General features: G+C 45.6%; 12 protein-coding genes and 1 other annotated feature. Of the genes, 6 read left to right on the plus strand and 6 right to left on the minus strand.

The window, feature by feature from the left end; translation table 11 throughout:
- Positions 1–3: 3 nt before the first annotated feature.
- Complete coding sequence (gene megL, locus ACSVDE_RS11535) at positions 4–1,254, minus strand: methionine gamma-lyase (protein WP_439301035.1); 1,251 nt, start codon at positions 1,252–1,254, stop codon at positions 4–6.
- 311 nt (positions 1,255–1,565) lie between these two features.
- Between megL and rpsD the strand changes: the two genes are divergently transcribed.
- Entirely contained in the window at positions 1,566–2,168 is a 603-nt protein-coding gene (gene rpsD, locus ACSVDE_RS11540; RefSeq protein WP_439301036.1) for a 30S ribosomal protein S4, read from the plus strand.
- 575 nt (positions 2,169–2,743) lie between these two features.
- On the opposite strand, the gene tyrS is transcribed toward rpsD, so the two are convergent.
- Positions 2,744–3,988 (minus strand): tyrosine--tRNA ligase, encoded by a 1,245-nt coding sequence (tyrS, locus tag ACSVDE_RS11545; protein ID WP_439301037.1) that lies wholly within the window; start codon positions 3,986–3,988, stop codon positions 2,744–2,746.
- Between the two features lie 65 nt (positions 3,989–4,053).
- Positions 4,054–4,283 (minus strand) — a binding site (T-box leader).
- 139 nt (positions 4,284–4,422) lie between these two features.
- Between tyrS and ACSVDE_RS11550 the strand changes: the two genes are divergently transcribed.
- Positions 4,423–7,296 carry a transglycosylase domain-containing protein gene (locus ACSVDE_RS11550; RefSeq protein ID WP_439301038.1) on the plus strand — a complete coding sequence of 958 codons (2,874 nt, stop codon included), beginning with the start codon at positions 4,423–4,425 and terminating at the stop codon, positions 7,294–7,296.
- 51 nt (positions 7,297–7,347) lie between these two features.
- On the opposite strand, the gene ACSVDE_RS11555 is transcribed toward ACSVDE_RS11550, so the two are convergent.
- The gene (locus ACSVDE_RS11555; protein ID WP_439301039.1) at positions 7,348–7,821 is read right to left on the minus strand and encodes a hypothetical protein; all 474 of its coding nucleotides are present in this window, start codon (positions 7,819–7,821) and stop codon (positions 7,348–7,350) included.
- A gap of 117 nt (positions 7,822–7,938) precedes the next feature.
- On the opposite strand from ACSVDE_RS11555, the gene ACSVDE_RS11560 reads away from it, so the two are divergent.
- A complete protein-coding gene (locus ACSVDE_RS11560; RefSeq protein WP_439301040.1) occupies positions 7,939–8,550 on the plus strand; it encodes a CGNR zinc finger domain-containing protein in 612 nt (203 codons plus the stop codon).
- 23 nt (positions 8,551–8,573) lie between these two features.
- On the opposite strand, the gene ACSVDE_RS11565 is transcribed toward ACSVDE_RS11560, so the two are convergent.
- The 3 genes from ACSVDE_RS11565 to acsA form a co-directional block, all read right to left on the minus strand.
- Entirely contained in the window at positions 8,574–9,428 is an 855-nt protein-coding gene (locus ACSVDE_RS11565) for an amidohydrolase family protein (protein ID WP_439301041.1), read from the minus strand.
- A gap of 35 nt (positions 9,429–9,463) precedes the next feature.
- Positions 9,464–12,565: a GNAT family N-acetyltransferase gene (locus ACSVDE_RS11570; protein WP_439301042.1), complete on the minus strand. Its 3,102-nt coding sequence runs from the start codon at positions 12,563–12,565 to the stop codon at positions 9,464–9,466.
- Between the two features lie 203 nt (positions 12,566–12,768).
- The gene (acsA, locus tag ACSVDE_RS11575) at positions 12,769–14,484 is read right to left on the minus strand and encodes an acetate--CoA ligase (RefSeq protein ID WP_439301043.1); all 1,716 of its coding nucleotides are present in this window, start codon (positions 14,482–14,484) and stop codon (positions 12,769–12,771) included.
- A gap of 316 nt (positions 14,485–14,800) precedes the next feature.
- Between acsA and ACSVDE_RS11580 the strand changes: the two genes are divergently transcribed.
- From ACSVDE_RS11580 to ACSVDE_RS11590, 3 genes are read left to right on the plus strand one after another with little or no spacing between them, the layout of a single operon-like run.
- Complete coding sequence (locus tag ACSVDE_RS11580) at positions 14,801–15,433, plus strand: GNAT family N-acetyltransferase (protein WP_439301044.1); 633 nt, start codon at positions 14,801–14,803, stop codon at positions 15,431–15,433.
- A 12-nt stretch (positions 15,434–15,445) separates the two neighbouring features.
- Positions 15,446–16,075 carry an acetoin utilization AcuB family protein gene (locus tag ACSVDE_RS11585; RefSeq protein WP_439301045.1) on the plus strand — a complete coding sequence of 210 codons (630 nt, stop codon included), beginning with the start codon at positions 15,446–15,448 and terminating at the stop codon, positions 16,073–16,075.
- A complete protein-coding gene (locus ACSVDE_RS11590; protein WP_439301046.1) occupies positions 16,072–17,232 on the plus strand; it encodes an acetoin utilization protein AcuC in 1,161 nt (386 codons plus the stop codon). The genes ACSVDE_RS11585 and ACSVDE_RS11590 overlap by 4 nt, the downstream gene beginning before the upstream one ends.
- Positions 17,233–17,476 lie beyond the last annotated feature (244 nt).

The raw sequence follows: 17,476 nt of genomic DNA on the forward strand, positions 1-17,476 counted from the left end.
AGATTAAACGGTTTCGGTCATCCCGCTGTTTTTGTAGAGCTCCAGCGCTTGCTCGAGGTCTGCCCAGATGTCTTCCTTCGCTTCTAGTCCTACTGAAAGACGGATCAAGTTGTCGGTGATACCCATCTTCGCACGGGACTCTTCACCTACAACCGCGTGGGTCATCGTTGCAGGATGTTGGATGAGAGATTCGGCATCACCAAGGCTCACAGCAATCTTGATGAGCTCCATAGAATTGATGAACCTTTGCGCGTCCTTTTTGCCACCTTTGATTTTAAAACTGATGAGTCCACCTGGACGATCCATCTGCTTTTTCGCCACCATATAATCCCGGAACTGTGGATCCCCTGGGTAGTCGACCGCTTCCACCATCGGATGTCCCTTCAATTTTTCATTGATGTAAGCAGCATTTTCACAATGTCGGTCCATTCTGATCGGCAAGGTTTTGAGACCTCTAAGAAGTAACCATGCATCGAAAGGTGACATGATGCCTCCGATGTCTTTTTGAGTCGTGGAAGCAAGGAAGTTGATCGTTTCAGCATCACTGACGACTAGCCCAGCAACAACATCTCCATGCCCTCCGATATATTTCGTCGCACTGTGGATGACGATGTGGCATCCATGTTCAAGCGGACGTTGTAAGTAAGGTGTACAGAACGTGTTATCGATAACAACGGTAATGTTGTGTTTTGCCGCAATTTTACTGACCATTTCAAGGTCGACGAGTGTCATCGTCGGATTGATCGGTGTTTCGATAAAAATGACTTTCGTGTTCGGCTGAATGTGCTCTTCAATGAATTCCGGATCTGTCATCGGGATAAGATCATGATAAATCCGGTACTTTTCTTCCATCATCTGAAGCAGCCCGAACGTACAGCCATAAACGCCTTGTGAACAAAGAATGTGGTCTTCTGTTTTCGTTAGTCCGAGTAATACGGCGGAAACGGCTGCCATCCCCGAACCGAACGCCAGTCCCTTTTCGCCACCTTCTAAGACTGCGATGCGCTCTTCCAACATCTTCACAGTCGGATTGCCAAGCCTCGAATAAATGAACCCTTCCTCTTCTCCTGCAAAACGTTGTTCACCGGTTTCAGCATTAGGAAAAACGAATGTCGATGTCGGATAGATCGGCGGGGCCAACGCACCATGGTGCTGATCCGACGAGTAACCTGAATGTATGACTTCTGTTTCGATCCTCTTTTTCACTTCAGAACACTCCCCTTTTCTGTGTATGTAAACGCTTTCTTTTTTCATCGTACCATATTCTTTTGACATTTTGTGTTACATTATATGGAGGAATATCGAGTATTGTCTGTGCGCTTTGGAAAGGCCCTTGACTAATGTCGGTAAAAGTAATACAATGTTCTTTGTGTAAATTAAGACAGCCATGTGAATTCACGTGAGCCCTCTCATTATGTTCCTTGCAGCTGCGGCTGTTTGCAAGGTGCATCGCGTAACCTCATGCTGTCGAGGTGAGGATGTATGAAAACATAATGAACACGTGAGCGATCACACCGGCACTGTTTTTGTTTCACAACAAAAAATCAGTGAAGGAGGAGTCAATTATGGCTCGATATACAGGACCAAAATGGAAAATCTCCCGTCGTCTAGGAATCTCTCTTAGTGGGACTGGGAAAGAATTAGAAAAGCGTCCTTACGCTCCTGGACAACATGGTCCAAACCAGCGTAAGAAGATGTCTGAATACGGATTGCAACTTCAAGAGAAGCAGAAGCTTCGTCACATGTATGGCATGAATGAGCGTCAATTCCGTAAATTGTTTGATCAAGCAGGTAAAATGAACGGAATCCACGGTGAGAACTTCATGATTCTTCTTGAGTCTCGTCTAGATAACCTTGTTTACCGTTTAGGACTTGCACGTACTCGTCGTCAAGCTCGTCAATTGGTTGGACACGGTCACGTAACTGTTGATGGAAAGCGCGTTGACATTCCATCTTACCGTGTAGCTCCAGGACAAGTAATCGGACTACGTGAAAAGTCTCGCAACCTTGACATCGTTAAGGAAGCTCTTGATGTAAACAACTTCGTACCAGAATATCTTACATTCGACGAAAACAAGCTAGAAGGTTCTTACACTCGCTACCCTGAGCGTTCTGAACTTCCAGCTGAAATCACTGAAGCTCTTATCGTTGAGTTCTACTCTCGTTAATAAGTGCTTTGGAAATGCCCTCGAACCTCGTGTTCGGGGGTTTTTTGTGTCCTATTTTAGCTTCATTAATGAGGTCAAATCCTATTTACGATTGCTAGTGGTGCCTTCTCCTTTTAGCTGTAGTGACTGAATGATATACTTTACAACTTCTCTGGATTCAATATGGAGGAATTTTTTCATTTCGTTAGTTGTGATAGAAGGATTAAATAAAAGAAGATATTCTTGGAGAGCTTTTTTATGGGCATCTTTCGAGGATTTGTTGCAGGAATGACATAACCATTTTCCATAAGATCGTTCCATAGGAAACTGTTCACAATGCGGACATTGTACACCTGTTATGATATCCTCCGGTTCTAAACCGAAGTTTTCGACAAAATCTCTTTCACTCGGTGTATGATGTTTTTGATTAGTCTCTTCAATCGATTTAAGTCTTCGGAAAAAGAACCGTCATCTGACGGTTCTCTCCTTATTAGAAATCACACTCCAAATAGAAAAGAACCGGCCGCAGCCGGTTCTCACCTCATCCTATTCAAAATATTGAAAAGAGCCGCCCCACCGGACGGCTCTCTCCTCATTTATCCTTTAATGACCTTCACGAATTTACGTTTGCCGACTTGGACGATCATGCCGTCTTCGACTGCGACTTGTGCCTGTACGTCGTCGACTTTCTCCTGGTTGATCTTCACGCCGCCGTTCTGGATCATTCGACGGGCTTCCCCTTTTGAGTTCAGCAATCCGAGGTCAACGATCAGCTCGACGATCCACTTCTCGTCTTCACCAGCCCACTCGTGTTCCGGAATGTCATCCGGCAATGCACCTTTCGAGAACACGGTGCGGAAATGCTTTTCAGCAGCAGCCGCTTCGTCATGCCCGTGGTACATCTCGACGAACGTCTTCGCGAGCTTGATTTTCATATCACGCGGGTGCAACTCTCCGCTCTGCACACCCTCTTCGATCGCACGCACCTCTTCAATCGGAAGTGGCGTCGCCAGCTCGAAGTACTTGATCATCAAGTCATCGGGGATGGACATTGATTTTCCAAAGATTTCGTTCGGATGCTCGTCGATTCCGATGTAGTTGTTCAACGACTTCGACATCTTGCGGACACCATCAAGACCTTCAATCAACGGAAGCGTCATTGTTACCTGCTTCTCTTTCCCGTACTCTTCCTGCAGCTGACGGCCCATCAACAGGTTGAACTTCTGGTCTGTTCCGCCGATTTCGATATCACTTTCAAGTGCCACCGAATCGTAACCTTGCATCAACGGGTAGAAGAATTCATGGATGGAGATCGCTTGACCGGACTTGTAACGCTTCTCGAAATCGTCACGCTCCAACATACGCGCGACTGTCACTTTTGCTGCCAGCTCAATTACGTCAGCGAAGTCCAGCTTCGAAAGCCACTTCGCATTGAAATGCACAGTCGTCTTGTCCATGTCGATGATTTTACCGAATTGATGGACGTACGTCTTCGCGTTCTCTTTGATCTCAAAATCCGTCAGTTGCTTACGCGTTTCAGACTTCCCTGTCGGGTCCCCGATACGACCTGTAAAGTCACCAATCAACAATTGGATCTCGTGCCCAAGCTCCTGGAACTGGCGAAGCTTATGCAACGGCACCGTGTGACCGACGTGTACATCCGGCGCGGAAGGATCCAATCCCAACTTCACCTTCAAAGGTACGCCTGTCGCTACAGACTTTTCAATCTTCTTTTTCAAATCCTCTTCCGGTACGATTTCGACAACCCCACGCTGTAGAATGTCCAGCTGGCGTTCAACTTCCAACTGCTGTTCAGGGCTTAACTCAAATTTTTGATCCATGATCCATTCTCCCTTCAATATATGACCGATTTATTTTTTGCATTAAAAAACGTCCCTTTCAATATGAAAGGAACGTGATCGACGCGGTACCATCCTTTTTGAAGCACAACCAAAAAACAGTGCTTCCACCTCAATGAAGATAACGGCTCTTCACCGCCCTTTGCTACTCATAAAATTCTTCACAAAAGGTGCTCGAGGATGTAATTCACATTATCCTTTGTGCTGGTTCACACCGACCACCAGCTCTCTACAAACAGGGAGGATAACTGCTACTTATTCCTGTCATTGCTATGTAAACGTATGAAAAAAGTATAATCATTTTGTATCACAACTGGCACTTAAATGTCAAATAGCAGTCTACAAATGTCGAAGAAAGGTATTCCACTTATTTCGGATGTGCTATAATTAAGGTTGAAATTTAGGGGGGAATGAGAATGGATCACCTAACTTCCTTCATTGAAAAAATCAAGCATTTCATGAAGGTTTTAGATGATAAGAACATATTTAAGTTCAGTCGTATCACTGGAAAAGTGGTTTGGAACTTATTCTTGATCTTATTAGTAATTACTGTTGCCGGTGGATTCTTCGCTACTGGCGTCGGGGCAGGCTACTTCGCCTCTCTCGTTAAAAACGAACCTATCCGTACTTACAATAACATGAAGAATGACATATACAACTATTCAGAGACCAGTAAGATTTATTTTGCAGATGGGACGTTGTTAGGAAACCTACGATCAGACGTCATCCGACAAGAGGTCGGAATCAAGGAAATTTCGCCTCATGTCATTGATGCCGTCATCGCGACGGAAGATCAGTATTTCCATGAACACGAAGGGATCGTTCCGAAAGCGATTGCACGTGCCATCTTCCAAGAGGTGACAGGAGCTGCCGTTCAGACAGGTGGTAGTACACTGACACAGCAGCTTGTCAAAAACCAGATCCTCACACGGGAAGTCTCTTTCGACCGTAAAGCGAAGGAAATGCTCCTCGCATTGCGTCTGGAACGTTATTTTGAAAAAGAAGAAATTCTTGAAGCGTACCTTAATATCGTGCCATTCGGGCGTAACGCTTCCGGCAGAAACATCGCTGGTATCCAAGCGGCTGCCCAAGGTATTTTTGGTGTCGAAGCGAAGGATCTAAGCCTCCCGCAAGCAGCGTTCATAGCTGGTTTACCACAAAGTCCGTTCGGTTACACGCCTTTTACGAACGATGGAAAAGTGAAAGAAAACCTGACGGCAGGTATGACTCGTATGAAAACGGTACTTTCCAGAATGCATACCGGAGGGTACATAACGAAAGAAGAGTACGAGAAAGCACTCGCAACTGATATTACAAAAGAATTCGCTAAGGATACACCAAGTCCATTTGAACAGTATCCTTGGTTGACGATGGAAATCGAACGTCGAGCGGTCAATGTATTGAAGGTCCAATTAGCTGAAAAAGACGGTAAGGATTATTCGGAGTTGACACCGACTGAAAAAGAAAGTTATGCGAAAGCAGCCGACCTCGAATTGAGGAAGAAAGGCTATAAGATCCATACGACCATCAACAAGAAAATATATGACAAAATGCAAGTAGCGAAAACAGAAGTACCTTATGCGAATGATAAATATGAGCCGACAACAGACGAAAAAGAAATGGAAGACGTTGGTTCCATATTGATCAAAAACGATACTGGTGCGATTCTCAGTTTCGTTGGTGGACGTGACTATAACCGGGAAAACTTGAACCACGCGACACAAGCGAAGCGACATAACGGTTCAACGATGAAGCCGTTACTCGCATACGCACCAGCAATGGAACAAGGCATTATCCAGCCAGGTTCGATTATTCCTGATACACCTTTCACATTCGCTAATACGGGAAGTAGTCCTTGGAAAGTTCAGAACTACGGTGGAAGCTACCATGGTTTGGTCACTGCAAGAAAAGCGTTACAGTGGTCTTACAACGTACCCGCAGCAAGAACGTACGTGAAGATGGATCCGCTCAAAGCGACTGAAAACCTGTACGAGATGGGCTTTACGACAATTGGTCAAAACGAAAGATACAATCGTTCCCTGGCACTTGGAAGTCCTACTTACGGGGTAACGGTTGAAGAAACGACAAATGCATATGCAACATTTGCGAACGGCGGTAAGTTCGTCGATGCGTATATGATTGAAAAGATTGACACGAAAGAAGGAGACACCTTCTACAAACATGAATCCAAGTCTGTAGATGTCTTTTCACCACAAACAGCTTGGTTGACGCTCGATATGATGCGTACAGTCTTCAATAGTGGTACGGGTGCAAGTGCAAACCGTTTCTTGAAATTCCGCTCTGACTGGGCTGGTAAGACAGGAACATCACAACAAACGAAAGATACGTGGTTCATTGCAACCAACCCGAATGTCACACTCGGTCTATGGATGGGTTATGATACACCGAAAACCATGTCCGACTCACAACATGGATCCCATACAGTACGTGGAATCCGGGTTTGGTCAGCATTAGCAAATGCGGCTTACGACATTGATCCGAAGCTGATGGATCCAGGTGGAAATCATAAAAGACCTGGCGGAATCGTCAAAGCTTCCTTCTGTGGAATTTCAGGCAAGCTCCCTTCTCCACTTTGTAAAGAAGCAGGGCTTGTTGAAACGGATTGGTTCAACGTGAAGTACTTGCCGAAGTCTGAAGACGACAGTCTCCAACAAGTGAAATACGTCGTAAACTCTCAGGGCAAGAAGTTCAAAGCACTCGGAAACACGCCTGGTGAATTTACAGACGATGGCGTCATGATCAAGGAAGAATACTTTGAACATGTCGACCTCGAAGACGTCATTAAAGACGATTGGGATAACATCATCGGTGAAGAAGAATTGAACGATAACGGTAAAGCTCCTGGTGCTGTTGGCATCAAGAAGAGCGGTAGCAGCCTTACATGGGGTGCATCTGGTGAAAATGATGTCATCGGATATCGCATATATCGTACACCGAATGGTTCGAACAAATATAGCAAGGTAGGCGAAGTGAAAGGCGGAAACGCAACGAGCTTCAAGATTTCCGGAGGAAACTTCACTTATGTCGTACGTGCTGTTGATATTGCTGGTAAAGAATCAGCGAACAGTAACGCGGTAAAAGTTGGGGAAGATCCGAAACCGGAGCCACCACCTGAAGAACCGGAAGATCCTGAAAAGCCGAAGGATCCAAAGCCACCAGGTGATGGAGACGGAGGTGGCGGTGGAGATAAACCTAAGCCACCACCAACGGATCCTCCACCTGGAGATAACGACGGAGACAGCGGCGACTCCAATAGTGGTAACAACTAACAATACGGTAAAAGCTCCAAGGCATTCATTCCTTGGAGCTTTTTTTCATGGCTAAGTCTGGCTAGGTACTTTTAAGGCTTTGATCATTTGGCGGACGGAACCAAGGTGATAGGCAGAGTGAGCGATCGCGCCCAGCAGTCCGTGGGAGGTTTGTTCATCTAAGGTGTCCAATGAATCAATCGACTTCAGGAGTGTGTTGTATTCGTGTTGAAGTTTGTGCTTGAATTCGCTCCATGTAATGGATTCAACCTCTGAAATCTTCCATGATGCTTCCCAATCTTTTGCAGGTTCTTCTCCTCTTAAATAGGAATTCGCAACCCACAAATAGTAACGGGTATGATCGGTTTGAGCAGCGATCGTCGTGCCATGAACGGGTATAGACGCCTGCTCTGCTGTAACGTTCTCAAGTGTTCCGTACAGTCCACTTCTAGGCTTAGCTTCAGTGAACCAACTTGCATTCTTTTCAGGACCATCAAATGTTTCCTTCAACAATGTTTGAACAGCTAACAACATTGGATTCTTCATTGGGTTACCTCCAATTCAATTTTAACCTTCTAAATAGATTTAGATGGTTATAGTGTAGTTGAGTTGTTTATAACTGTCAATATGTATTATGATGGTTATAGAAAAGGAGTTTTCAAAATGTCAGAATCGAACCCTTATATGATGGTTGGAGAACGCTTATGTATGGATTTCATCAATACCGTCAGCTGGCGTGAAAGTGTTGATAAAAGCAGAGATTGGTTTACGAGTTATGCCAAATTGATCGATTGGTCGATCTACGCGCAATTGTTGACTGAAGAGGAAGCGAAAGTCCTTCATCAAAAAGCGGAAAAAAATCCTGCTGCGGCTGCACAAGTTTTAGAGCAAACATTTCAGTTCCGTGAAGGGCTGTATCGGATCTTTAAACGCATTTCCAAACAACAATTCCCTTCGCAAGGCGACATCGAACAGTTCAATACGTTCATCAGCCAATATTATCAAAACTTGCAATTAACCCAACAGAAAGATCAATTCAGATTAGGTTTCCACTATACGACTGAGGACCTCGACATGATGCTCCCTCCCATCTTGCAATCAGCAGTAGATCTACTCGTTTCAAGAAACGAATGGAAACGAGTCAAACAGTGTGAGGGTGATCCGTGTGGCTGGTTGTTTTACGATACGAGCCGGAATCGGAGCCGTCGCTGGTGCTCGATGGCTGATTGCGGAAACCGTGCAAAAGCCCGACGGTTTTACCAAAAAGAAAAGTGACCAGGCATCTGGTCACTTCCCCACTATAAATGCTTCTCGATTTTCGGAAAAACTTTAAGAGCTGTATTGTAGAAAACGTCTTCGTGATATTCTTTCGGGATGATGCTCTTCACAAATTCGATGTACGGCTGTACCGGAATAAGCGGCCAATCGGTCCCGAACAGAAACTTCTTGTAATTGTCCGTGAACGTCAATGCGTGCTTCAAATGGTTGAAAAAGCGAGGAGAGTCTTTGTATCGCTTCAAGTCTTCCGCAGTTCCGACGACCAAACCGGACAGATCCGCGTACATGTTCCGGTTTTTATAAACGACTTCTGCTCCGTCCAATGTCCATGGATCTCCGAAGTGCGCCATGACGAAGTTGATGTCTCGGTGTTCCACAGCCACTTCATCCAGCGTCAATGGATGCGAGTACTTCAACAAGCCTCTCTCAGAATACGTATCCCCCGTATGGAAAACGACCGGTAATCCATATTTACTCGCAATTTTATAAACAGGATCGTACACCTTGTCATGTGCGTAATAACGATAATACCCTAAGTAAATTTTTATCCCGACGACTTTCGGATCTTGCACGGATTTCTCCAATGCCTCGATTGCTGTTTCGTCCAGGTGGTGAGGGTTCACACCCGCACAATAAACGACTGAAGAGGGCAACCGTTCATGCAGATCCATTCCCATCGGAGTTGAAGATGCAGCATCCGGAAATCCTTCCTTCTCCTTTTCCTGCAACCCCATTCCGATGCCTAACACCACATTCGCATCTTCATATTCTTTAATGATGCCTTCATATGAATAATCAAGCTTGGAAAGATCTCTCGCCGTCTCTTTGAAACTTTCGATATCGGAAAAGTGCATATGTGCATCGATGATTTTCATGAATAACCTTCCTTTATAAGAGAGTCAACATGTTTCTAGAATCGAAGTGATTTCAAATCTTCCAGAGCAGAATCCGGAATGACGTTCTCATTCACCATGAAAAAGACCGGCTTTGTAAATATACGTCCTCCGTTTTCCAAATTAAGTTGGGAATTCACTTCAAAGAACATGATTTCCTTGTTGATATAAGTAGTCAGTTGGACACCCACCGTATCGGTCACGATCTGCAATCGGTCATCGCGATCCTCTGAGCCAAACACGACACTACTAGGGAATCGCATTTGCTGCTCTCCTTTTCCGCCGTATAGCTTTTGCCACTGTCCGGAAGCGTTCAGGAGATTGCCCCAGCTCGCTTTCAACTCTTCACTCGGCTTGAAATAGCAATTGGTATCCCAATGTTTCATATTAATATACCGATCAGCATTCTGGATGATTTCCGTCGTGGTGGCAAGGACCGATGAACCTGGTAACATCAAAAAGTACTGATGGTATTCGAATCCTTTGTACTCTTCATGCTTTTCGAGCTTCACGACCACCTTGATGCCTTCCCACTTATTTCCCTTGTTATCTTCAACTGAAACGAATTCTGCCTCCCGTTTCTCCTTCAACAACGAGTTTGCACTGACGACGCGGAGCGCATTGTTCACTCCACCAGCCCACGGGTTCCACCAGGATTTCGGTTGGACTTTCGGGAATGAAGAGTCGAGCCATTCGCCATTGTTGGATTTCAACGAATACAAGCCTGGGTAGAAGTCCGGTGCAACAGAGATCTCCAAGTACCCGTTACTGCACGTATATACATCCATTCCTTCTTTCACTTTCGTCTCGAAGCGAAGTGAGTCTTGCCCTTTTTTCACATAGAGGGCTTTTCTCTTCGTTTCCACCGAGTCCAGCTGAACGCTTGATTCAATAACGCCAATTGAACTCAAGCTTTCCATGTTCACGTGAAATGGATGCTGTTTCACCTTATCTTCTGACTTGAACGATTCTCGGTTCACTACTTTTCCATCCGATAGAAGCTCAATCGTCCCGTTAAAGTAGGCGGCTTTAAAATCTTTCAAACCGACTTCCATCTGATTACCAGCGACGAACGGATTGTGGTCATTGATGGAGAGGTCTAGGTGATCGGTCACCTGAGCGGGCTCAACGCTTTGTTGTTTGGCAAAACCTCGAAATTCCTTCCAATCCTGGAATGCTCCGATTGATAAGTGAATCGGTTTTGTCCTCACGACTTCATTCGCTTTCAACTTACCGATTTCTTTTTCAAAAAAGACGTACCATGAACCGAAGTTGAACTTCAGGTCATCCGGCCAGCACAACCCTCTCGGATCATTAGGAACCCGCGCAAACAACCAGTTTTCTGTGACCGATTTTCCATTCCAGTACTCTGTGAAACAACCGATTGAATCTTTCAGTTCGACGATTTTATCCTCATACGGAAGGACAGCCCGCTCCATGGAATGGTACACGGGAATATTCAGCCAAAGATCCTCTGTTAAATCATCAGAACTCGTATTTTCCAACTCGTAATGCTGTTCCACCAATCCTTCAGCAAACAACTTCGCGACAGCATGCAATCGGATTCCTTCAAAGGCTCTGGAGGTGTATGTCGCACGATAACCGACGGCATTTTCCTCTTCGAAAAAGACCACCTGATTCGCACGTAACCTCGCAAACTCTTCCGAGAAAGGCTTTCCGAGCTTCGGATACATAAGAGCAGACTCTTGTTCCTCAGCTGAGTGTTTTCCGGGTTCCACCCAGTTGTTGAACTTCTTCAACCAGAGCTGATATTGTCCATTGTATAAGTGATAAGCGTCTTCACTTTCTCCAGCAAACTTCGTGCCGATGCCTTTGAACGCAACGCCCAGCTTCTTCTTAAAAGTCGTGGTCGACCCATCTGGTTTTGTTGCTGTGACCACTACTTCAGGTGAGTAGAATCCATGCTTTTTCAGCGTATATTCAATAGGGATTGAGCATCTCGACTTCGGCTGCAAGGTTACCTCGATTTTCTTCCGCTCCGTATCGAAGAGCTCTGTTTCAGGTAAAGGAAACGAAAACGTAACAGGCTCTTTATAGTTGTTTTCGATATTTATATAAAAGCATGAAGTGGACCCTTTATAAGTGAGATTTTCTTTCGCATGACTGGACACGTTCGCAGGGAATTTCGGCATCAGGCCGATTTTGAACTGCGCTTCTTTTCCATTGATGAGAAGCTTCGTATTCACAGTCGGATGTGTCCGCCAAATACTTTGCTCTTCTTCAATGGCATCTACGTAAAAAGGAGCTTCTACGATCTCTTCCTCTTTCACCTCAATATAATCCTTCGACAAATTAAATCGGATATTTTTGTGATTTGAACCTTGCAATGAAATCGTCAGTGGCTTTCCTGACTTATTCTTAATATGGTAGCGAATCTTATACTCTGAACCGAATACGAGCTTGAAATCTTCTAAACTCGCATCAATCCTGTAATCATCTGTTTCTATAGAACGAAGTCCGCGACCGAATCGTTCGAATTCCATTTTCAGCATCTGACCACGGTTCGACCAGGAATACTCGTAAAAATGGAAGTCATTCTCCTTACGCCCGTCCGGTTTCACTTCGATTGCTCTTGTACTCGCTTCGTACCAATTCAGGTCTTTGAAGAATTCTTCAACGGCTTCGGTATGTAAAACAGTCGGCATGAAGTTCATCAAGTGCGTTGTGTCATCCCGGTCCTCCCAGAAGAATCCGCATTTTTTATACAGTGGTACTGCCTTCGTATTTCCAGGCCAAGTGTACAGGTCGAGCCTCGGCCATTTCAGCTCGATTACACGCTCAAGTGCTTTCAACACGAGCTTCTTCCCGATCTTTTTGCCATGATAGTCGTCACGTACGTTCAATAACGGAATGTATAAAGCACCTTCGTCCTCACGGTACTCACTCAACCCGCAATAGCCCACGACTTGGTCACTATCTAAAGCCAGGTATAGGTTCAGGTTGGTCGAGTTGGCTTCTTGCTTCAACACTTGTTCTTCGGTCTGGACCGTATTGGAGCCGCCCCAACCGTCGCGACTTTTATTCCACATTTCTGCGACAGCCGCTGCATAGCTTGGATCGTATTCTACAATTTTGATTTGTTCAACTGCCTGACTCATCGTATCCCCCCAAGTCCTTCACTAACTTTCAGACTTTTATGATTAGACTTACTACTTCATTACCTTAACATAATTTAACAGCGATTTGAGGCATAAAATTACGCCTGAAAACGACTTTTTTCTACTGGCCTGCCGAGGGATGATTGCCCCCACTTCAGTAAAAAAGCATGCGGGATTTCCCGCATGCTTCTAAACTCAATCTATTAGTCTTCCATTGTGGAAAGGTCACCTGTCGGTAGATCCAATTCCCACGCCTTCAACACACGACGCATGATCTTACCACTTCGCGTCTTCGGAAGTTTCTCCTTGAACTCAATCTCACGTGGCGCTGCGTGTGCTGCCAATCCTTTTTTCACAAAGGAGCGAATCTCTTCTTTCAGATCCTCGTTCGCTTCATAACCAGTACGGAGTGCGATGAATGCCTTGATGATTTCACCGCGGACTGGATCCGGTTTCCCGATGACACCCGCTTCAGCAATCGCTGGATGCTCCACGAGCTTACTCTCGACTTCAAACGGTCCGACACGTTCACCTGACGTCATGATTACGTCGTCGATTCGTCCCTGGAACCAGAAGTATCCGTCTTCATCCATGTAGGCGGAGTCTCCTGAAATATACCAGTCTCCTTTAGTAAAGTAAGACTCATATTTTTCCGGACGATTCCAGATCGCTCGCATCATCGACGGCCATCCTTTTTTGATCGCCAGGTTCCCCATGCGATAAGGTGGTAGCTCATTTCCTTGATCGTCGATGATTGCAGCCTTAATTCCCGGGAGCGGTTTCCCCATGGAACCTGGCTTGATTTCCATCGCCGGGAAGTTACTGATGAGCTGTGCGCCTGTTTCCGTCATCCACCAGTTGTCGTGGATGCGTAAGTCGAACACTTTGTTCCCCCAACGGACAACTTCCGGGTTCAACGGCTCACCGACACTCAAGATATGGCGCAAGGATGAGAGGTCGAATTGCTTTACGACTTCATCACCTGCTCCCATCAGCATACGGAATGCAGTCGGTGCACTATACCAGACAGTGACACCATATTTTTCAATTGTCGAATACCAGTCTTCTGGACTGAAACGTCCTCCTCGGATGACGTTCGATACCCCGTTCAACCAAGGGGCGAACACACCGTAGGAAGTACCAGTCACCCAACCCGGGTCCGCTGTACACCAGTAGACGTCATCCTCTTTCAAGTCGAGGACCCACTTACCTGTTTGGTAGTGCTGGATCATGGCGTTATGCACGTGAAGGACACCTTTCGGCTTTCCAGTCGACCCTGAAGTATAATGCAGGATCATCCCGTCTTCACGATCCACCCACTCGATGTCGAGGTTTTTGCTCGCTTTTTCCATGCGGCCGTAATAGTCGACGTATGTGTCGTCTTCTTTCACATCGTCACCGACCAGGATGACGTGTTTCAATGCCGGCAGCTTATCTACCGGTACACGATCCAATAGGGCTGGAGTGGTTACGAGCACTTTCGCTTCACTGTCTTCCAGCCGGTCCGTAACGGCACCTTCCATGAACGCTTCGAAAAGCGGTCCAACGATCGCTCCTACTTTCAAAGCACCGAGGAACAGGAAGTAAAGTTCAGGGGAACGCGGCATGAAGATGAACACGCGGTCGCCTTTCTCCACGTCCAAATCTCTCATTACATTACCAGCTTTATTGGAGTAATCTTTCATTTCTTTAAACGTATATTTCTCGTCTCGTTTCGGGTCTGAAAAATAAAGGGCTACCTGATTTTTCTTTGCGGATTCAGCATGACGGTCGATCGCCTCGTAAGCCATGTTTACTCGCCCCGTCGTAGACCAGGTGAAGTTCTGTTCTACCTGTGACCAGTCAAAGTTTTTATAGGTAGTTTCGTAATCTTGCAGGTTATAATCTCCGTTGATAACCGGAAGCGCTTCCACTTTCATTATTGGATCTCCCCTTTATTCAAAGATTTAAAATTAGTATATCATATATTTGAGTATTCTCAATTTTAAAACAGTTCATATAGTACGTTCAAAAAGGAGGATAATAGAGGCAAGAAGTTCAAGAAAGCGCTGCTTTGAGCACCGGATCGTATGTACTCAATACGTGAGGAGCGGAAAAGCAAGCTGACGCAGAAATTCGACGGCTATATTCCACCGGACTTTTTGAACATCCTCTATTATTATGTTTGAAAACGCTTACTGTATATGGTTTCATGTATAATAAGAGAAGAGTCTATCACAGGTGGTGAAACAAAGCTTGAAGCATACGAAGATTTATAATGCCAAAACGGTGAACACACCTAAAGGAAAACTAATACTTGAAGGTCCGATCAAACCTACCACACTCGCAAGCTATGAATTCCATGAAGACTTGACTGCGTTTCGACCCCCTGCTGAACAACATAAAGCTTTGATCGAAATTGCAGGACTTCCAGAAGGTAGAATCATCATTGCCCGCCATCAGAACACGATCGTCGGATATGTCACGTACGTCTATCCGGATCCGATGGAACGATGGTCTCAAGGTAATATGGAGAATTTGATTGAACTCGGAGCGATTGAAATCATTCCAGAGTTCCGGAACTATAAAATCGGAAAGAATCTATTGAAAGTATCCATGATGGACGATGCGATGGAAGATTTCATCGTCATCACGACTGAATATTACTGGCATTGGGATTTAAAAGGAACCGGGCTATCGGTTTGGGATTACCGAAAAGTGATGGAAAAAATGATGAGTGCTGGCGGTCTCGAGTGGTTTGCAACGGACGATCCAGAAATCAGCTCCCATCCAGCCAACTGTTTGATGGCAAGGATCGGCAGCCGAGTCGACCGGGAGTCCATCCAGCAATTCGACCAACTGAGGTTCCAGAACCGTTTCATGTATTAGGAGGTGTCTTTTTTGAAGGTAGAGAAAGTTATGAAAAGGGATGTCGTCACCATCCAGCAAGATACAACCATCCAAGAAGCGAAAGACATCATGACGAGAAATAAAATCCGCCATATCCCTGTCGTCAATCACCATAACCATCTGATCGGAATCGTTTCTGACCGGGATCTCGTAATGGATCGACTTCCGAAGAATGAAGATGCGGAAAGTGCACAGGTCCATGCGGTCATGACGAAACAAGTCATCACAGCCCATCCCCTCGATTTTATCGAAGAGCTGTTGACTGTTTTTTACGAAGAGCGAATCGGATGTATTCCAGTCGTGAATCAACGAGAAGTGGTCGGAATGATCACCGAACGGGACATGCTTTATACATTGATCCAACTGACTGGAGCACACCAGCCAAGCTCCCAATTTGAAGTCCATGTAGAGAATGTATCTGGAAAATTAGCCGACGTCACAGCCGTCATCCGTCATCACAACGTCAACATCACGAGCGTCCTCGTCTACCCTGGCGAAACCGACACAACGAAAGTCCTTGTGTTACGCCTTCAAACGATGAATCCACAACCGATCATCGATCATTTGAAATCTGAAGGCTATAACGTAATGTGGCCCGTATCACCAGGAGAACAAGTATGACGAAACCGGTTTTCATTTTTTCAGATCAGCTCTTAAGCTATAAATTCAGTAACCATCATCCCTTCAATCCGTTACGGTTTAAATTGACGTACGAGCTGCTGCGTGATGCGGGTATTTTACAGGACGATCAGATCGTTGCCCCTCGGAAGGCCACCGATGAGGAGATCGAGCTTATTCATAACAAGGATTATGTAAACGCTGTCAAGCAGGCGAGTACCGGTCAGCTCCCTCCTTCGCAAGAGTCGAGCTTTGGACTGAATACGGATGACACACCGATTTTCAATGATATGCATGAATCGAGTGCCTGGCTTGTCGGGGCAACTCTGAGTGCAGTTGAGCAAGTTTTTGAAGGAAAGACGAAGAAAGCGCTCAGCCTTGGCGGCGGTCTTCATCACGGATTCCGTGGTCGTGCGTCAGGGTTTTGTATTTACAATGACAGCTCCATCGCGATCGAATATATGAAACAGAAATACAACGCCCGTGTGCTGTATATTGATACAGATGCCCATCACGGAGACGGTGTGCAATGGGCTTTTTACGACGATCCGGACGTTTGCACGTTCTCAATCCATGAGACCGGTCGTTACTTGTTCCCCGGTACCGGTAATGTCTCGGAAAAAGGAGCAGGCAAAGGCTACGGTTATTCGTTCAATATTCCTGTCGATGCATTCACAGAGGATGATTCGTGGATTCCGGTATTGGAAGAGTCCATTGATGAGATCGCGCGGTTCTTCAAGCCTGACGTCATCATCAGCCAAAATGGTGTAGATGCGCACTATTGGGATCCACTCACGCATTTATCGGTGACGATGAAGTCGTATCGTAGGATTCCGCAAATTGTGAAACAAGCGGCTGATCGGTATGCAGATGGTCGCTGGATCGCAGTCGGCGGTGGTGGTTACGATATTTGGCGCGTCGTACCGAGAGCGTGGTCGATGATCTGGGCGGAAATGAACGGACATGACTTGAGTGGCGCGCTTCCGGATGTGTGGCGGACGAAGTGGCAAGCGAAAGCGCCCGTCGATCTGCCGGAAAACTGGGACGATCCAGACGATATTTACCCTGAAATCCCACGAAAACAGGAGATTTGCGATAAAAATCAGCTCATGCTGGAACGAGCATTGCAACATATCCGAAATGAGCAGAAATCCATGTAAAAATAAGGGGCGGATCCGTGAGCGGATCCGTCTTTTCCTATTGGTAAGGGGGCGTTTTAGAAAATTGGTCCGGCGTCTTAGAAAAATCAGCACTGGTTTTAGAAATTTCACTGTCCGTTTTAGAATAATGAGCGTTTTTCTTAGAAAAACGGACCCTTATTTTAGAAATTAGTAAGTTATTCCTATTCGGTTCTTGAACTTCCCCAGCATCAGTGTCATAATGACTTACAACTTTTTAAAAAGG

It is taken from the genome of Pseudalkalibacillus sp. Hm43 (genome assembly GCF_051842935.1).
Classification (GTDB): Bacteria; Bacillota; Bacilli; order Bacillales; family Fictibacillaceae; genus Pseudalkalibacillus.

Coding starts and splice junctions, on each gene's coding strand:
- acsA (WP_439301043.1), bottom strand. CDS start 14,484: ATGAAAGTGGAAGCGCTTCCGGTTATCAACGGAGATTATAACCTGCAA.
- ACSVDE_RS11570 (WP_439301042.1), bottom strand. CDS start 12,565: ATGAGTCAGGCAGTTGAACAAATCAAAATTGTAGAATACGATCCAAGC.
- ACSVDE_RS11560 (WP_439301040.1), top strand. CDS start 7,939: ATGTCAGAATCGAACCCTTATATGATGGTTGGAGAACGCTTATGTATG.
- ACSVDE_RS11555 (WP_439301039.1), bottom strand. CDS start 7,821: ATGAAGAATCCAATGTTGTTAGCTGTTCAAACATTGTTGAAGGAAACA.
- tyrS (WP_439301037.1), bottom strand. CDS start 3,988: ATGGATCAAAAATTTGAGTTAAGCCCTGAACAGCAGTTGGAAGTTGAA.
- ACSVDE_RS11550 (WP_439301038.1), top strand. CDS start 4,423: ATGGATCACCTAACTTCCTTCATTGAAAAAATCAAGCATTTCATGAAG.
- megL (WP_439301035.1), bottom strand. CDS start 1,254: ATGAAAAAAGAAAGCGTTTACATACACAGAAAAGGGGAGTGTTCTGAA.
- ACSVDE_RS11590 (WP_439301046.1), top strand. CDS start 16,072: ATGACGAAACCGGTTTTCATTTTTTCAGATCAGCTCTTAAGCTATAAA.
- rpsD (WP_439301036.1), top strand. CDS start 1,566: ATGGCTCGATATACAGGACCAAAATGGAAAATCTCCCGTCGTCTAGGA.
- ACSVDE_RS11565 (WP_439301041.1), bottom strand. CDS start 9,428: ATGAAAATCATCGATGCACATATGCACTTTTCCGATATCGAAAGTTTC.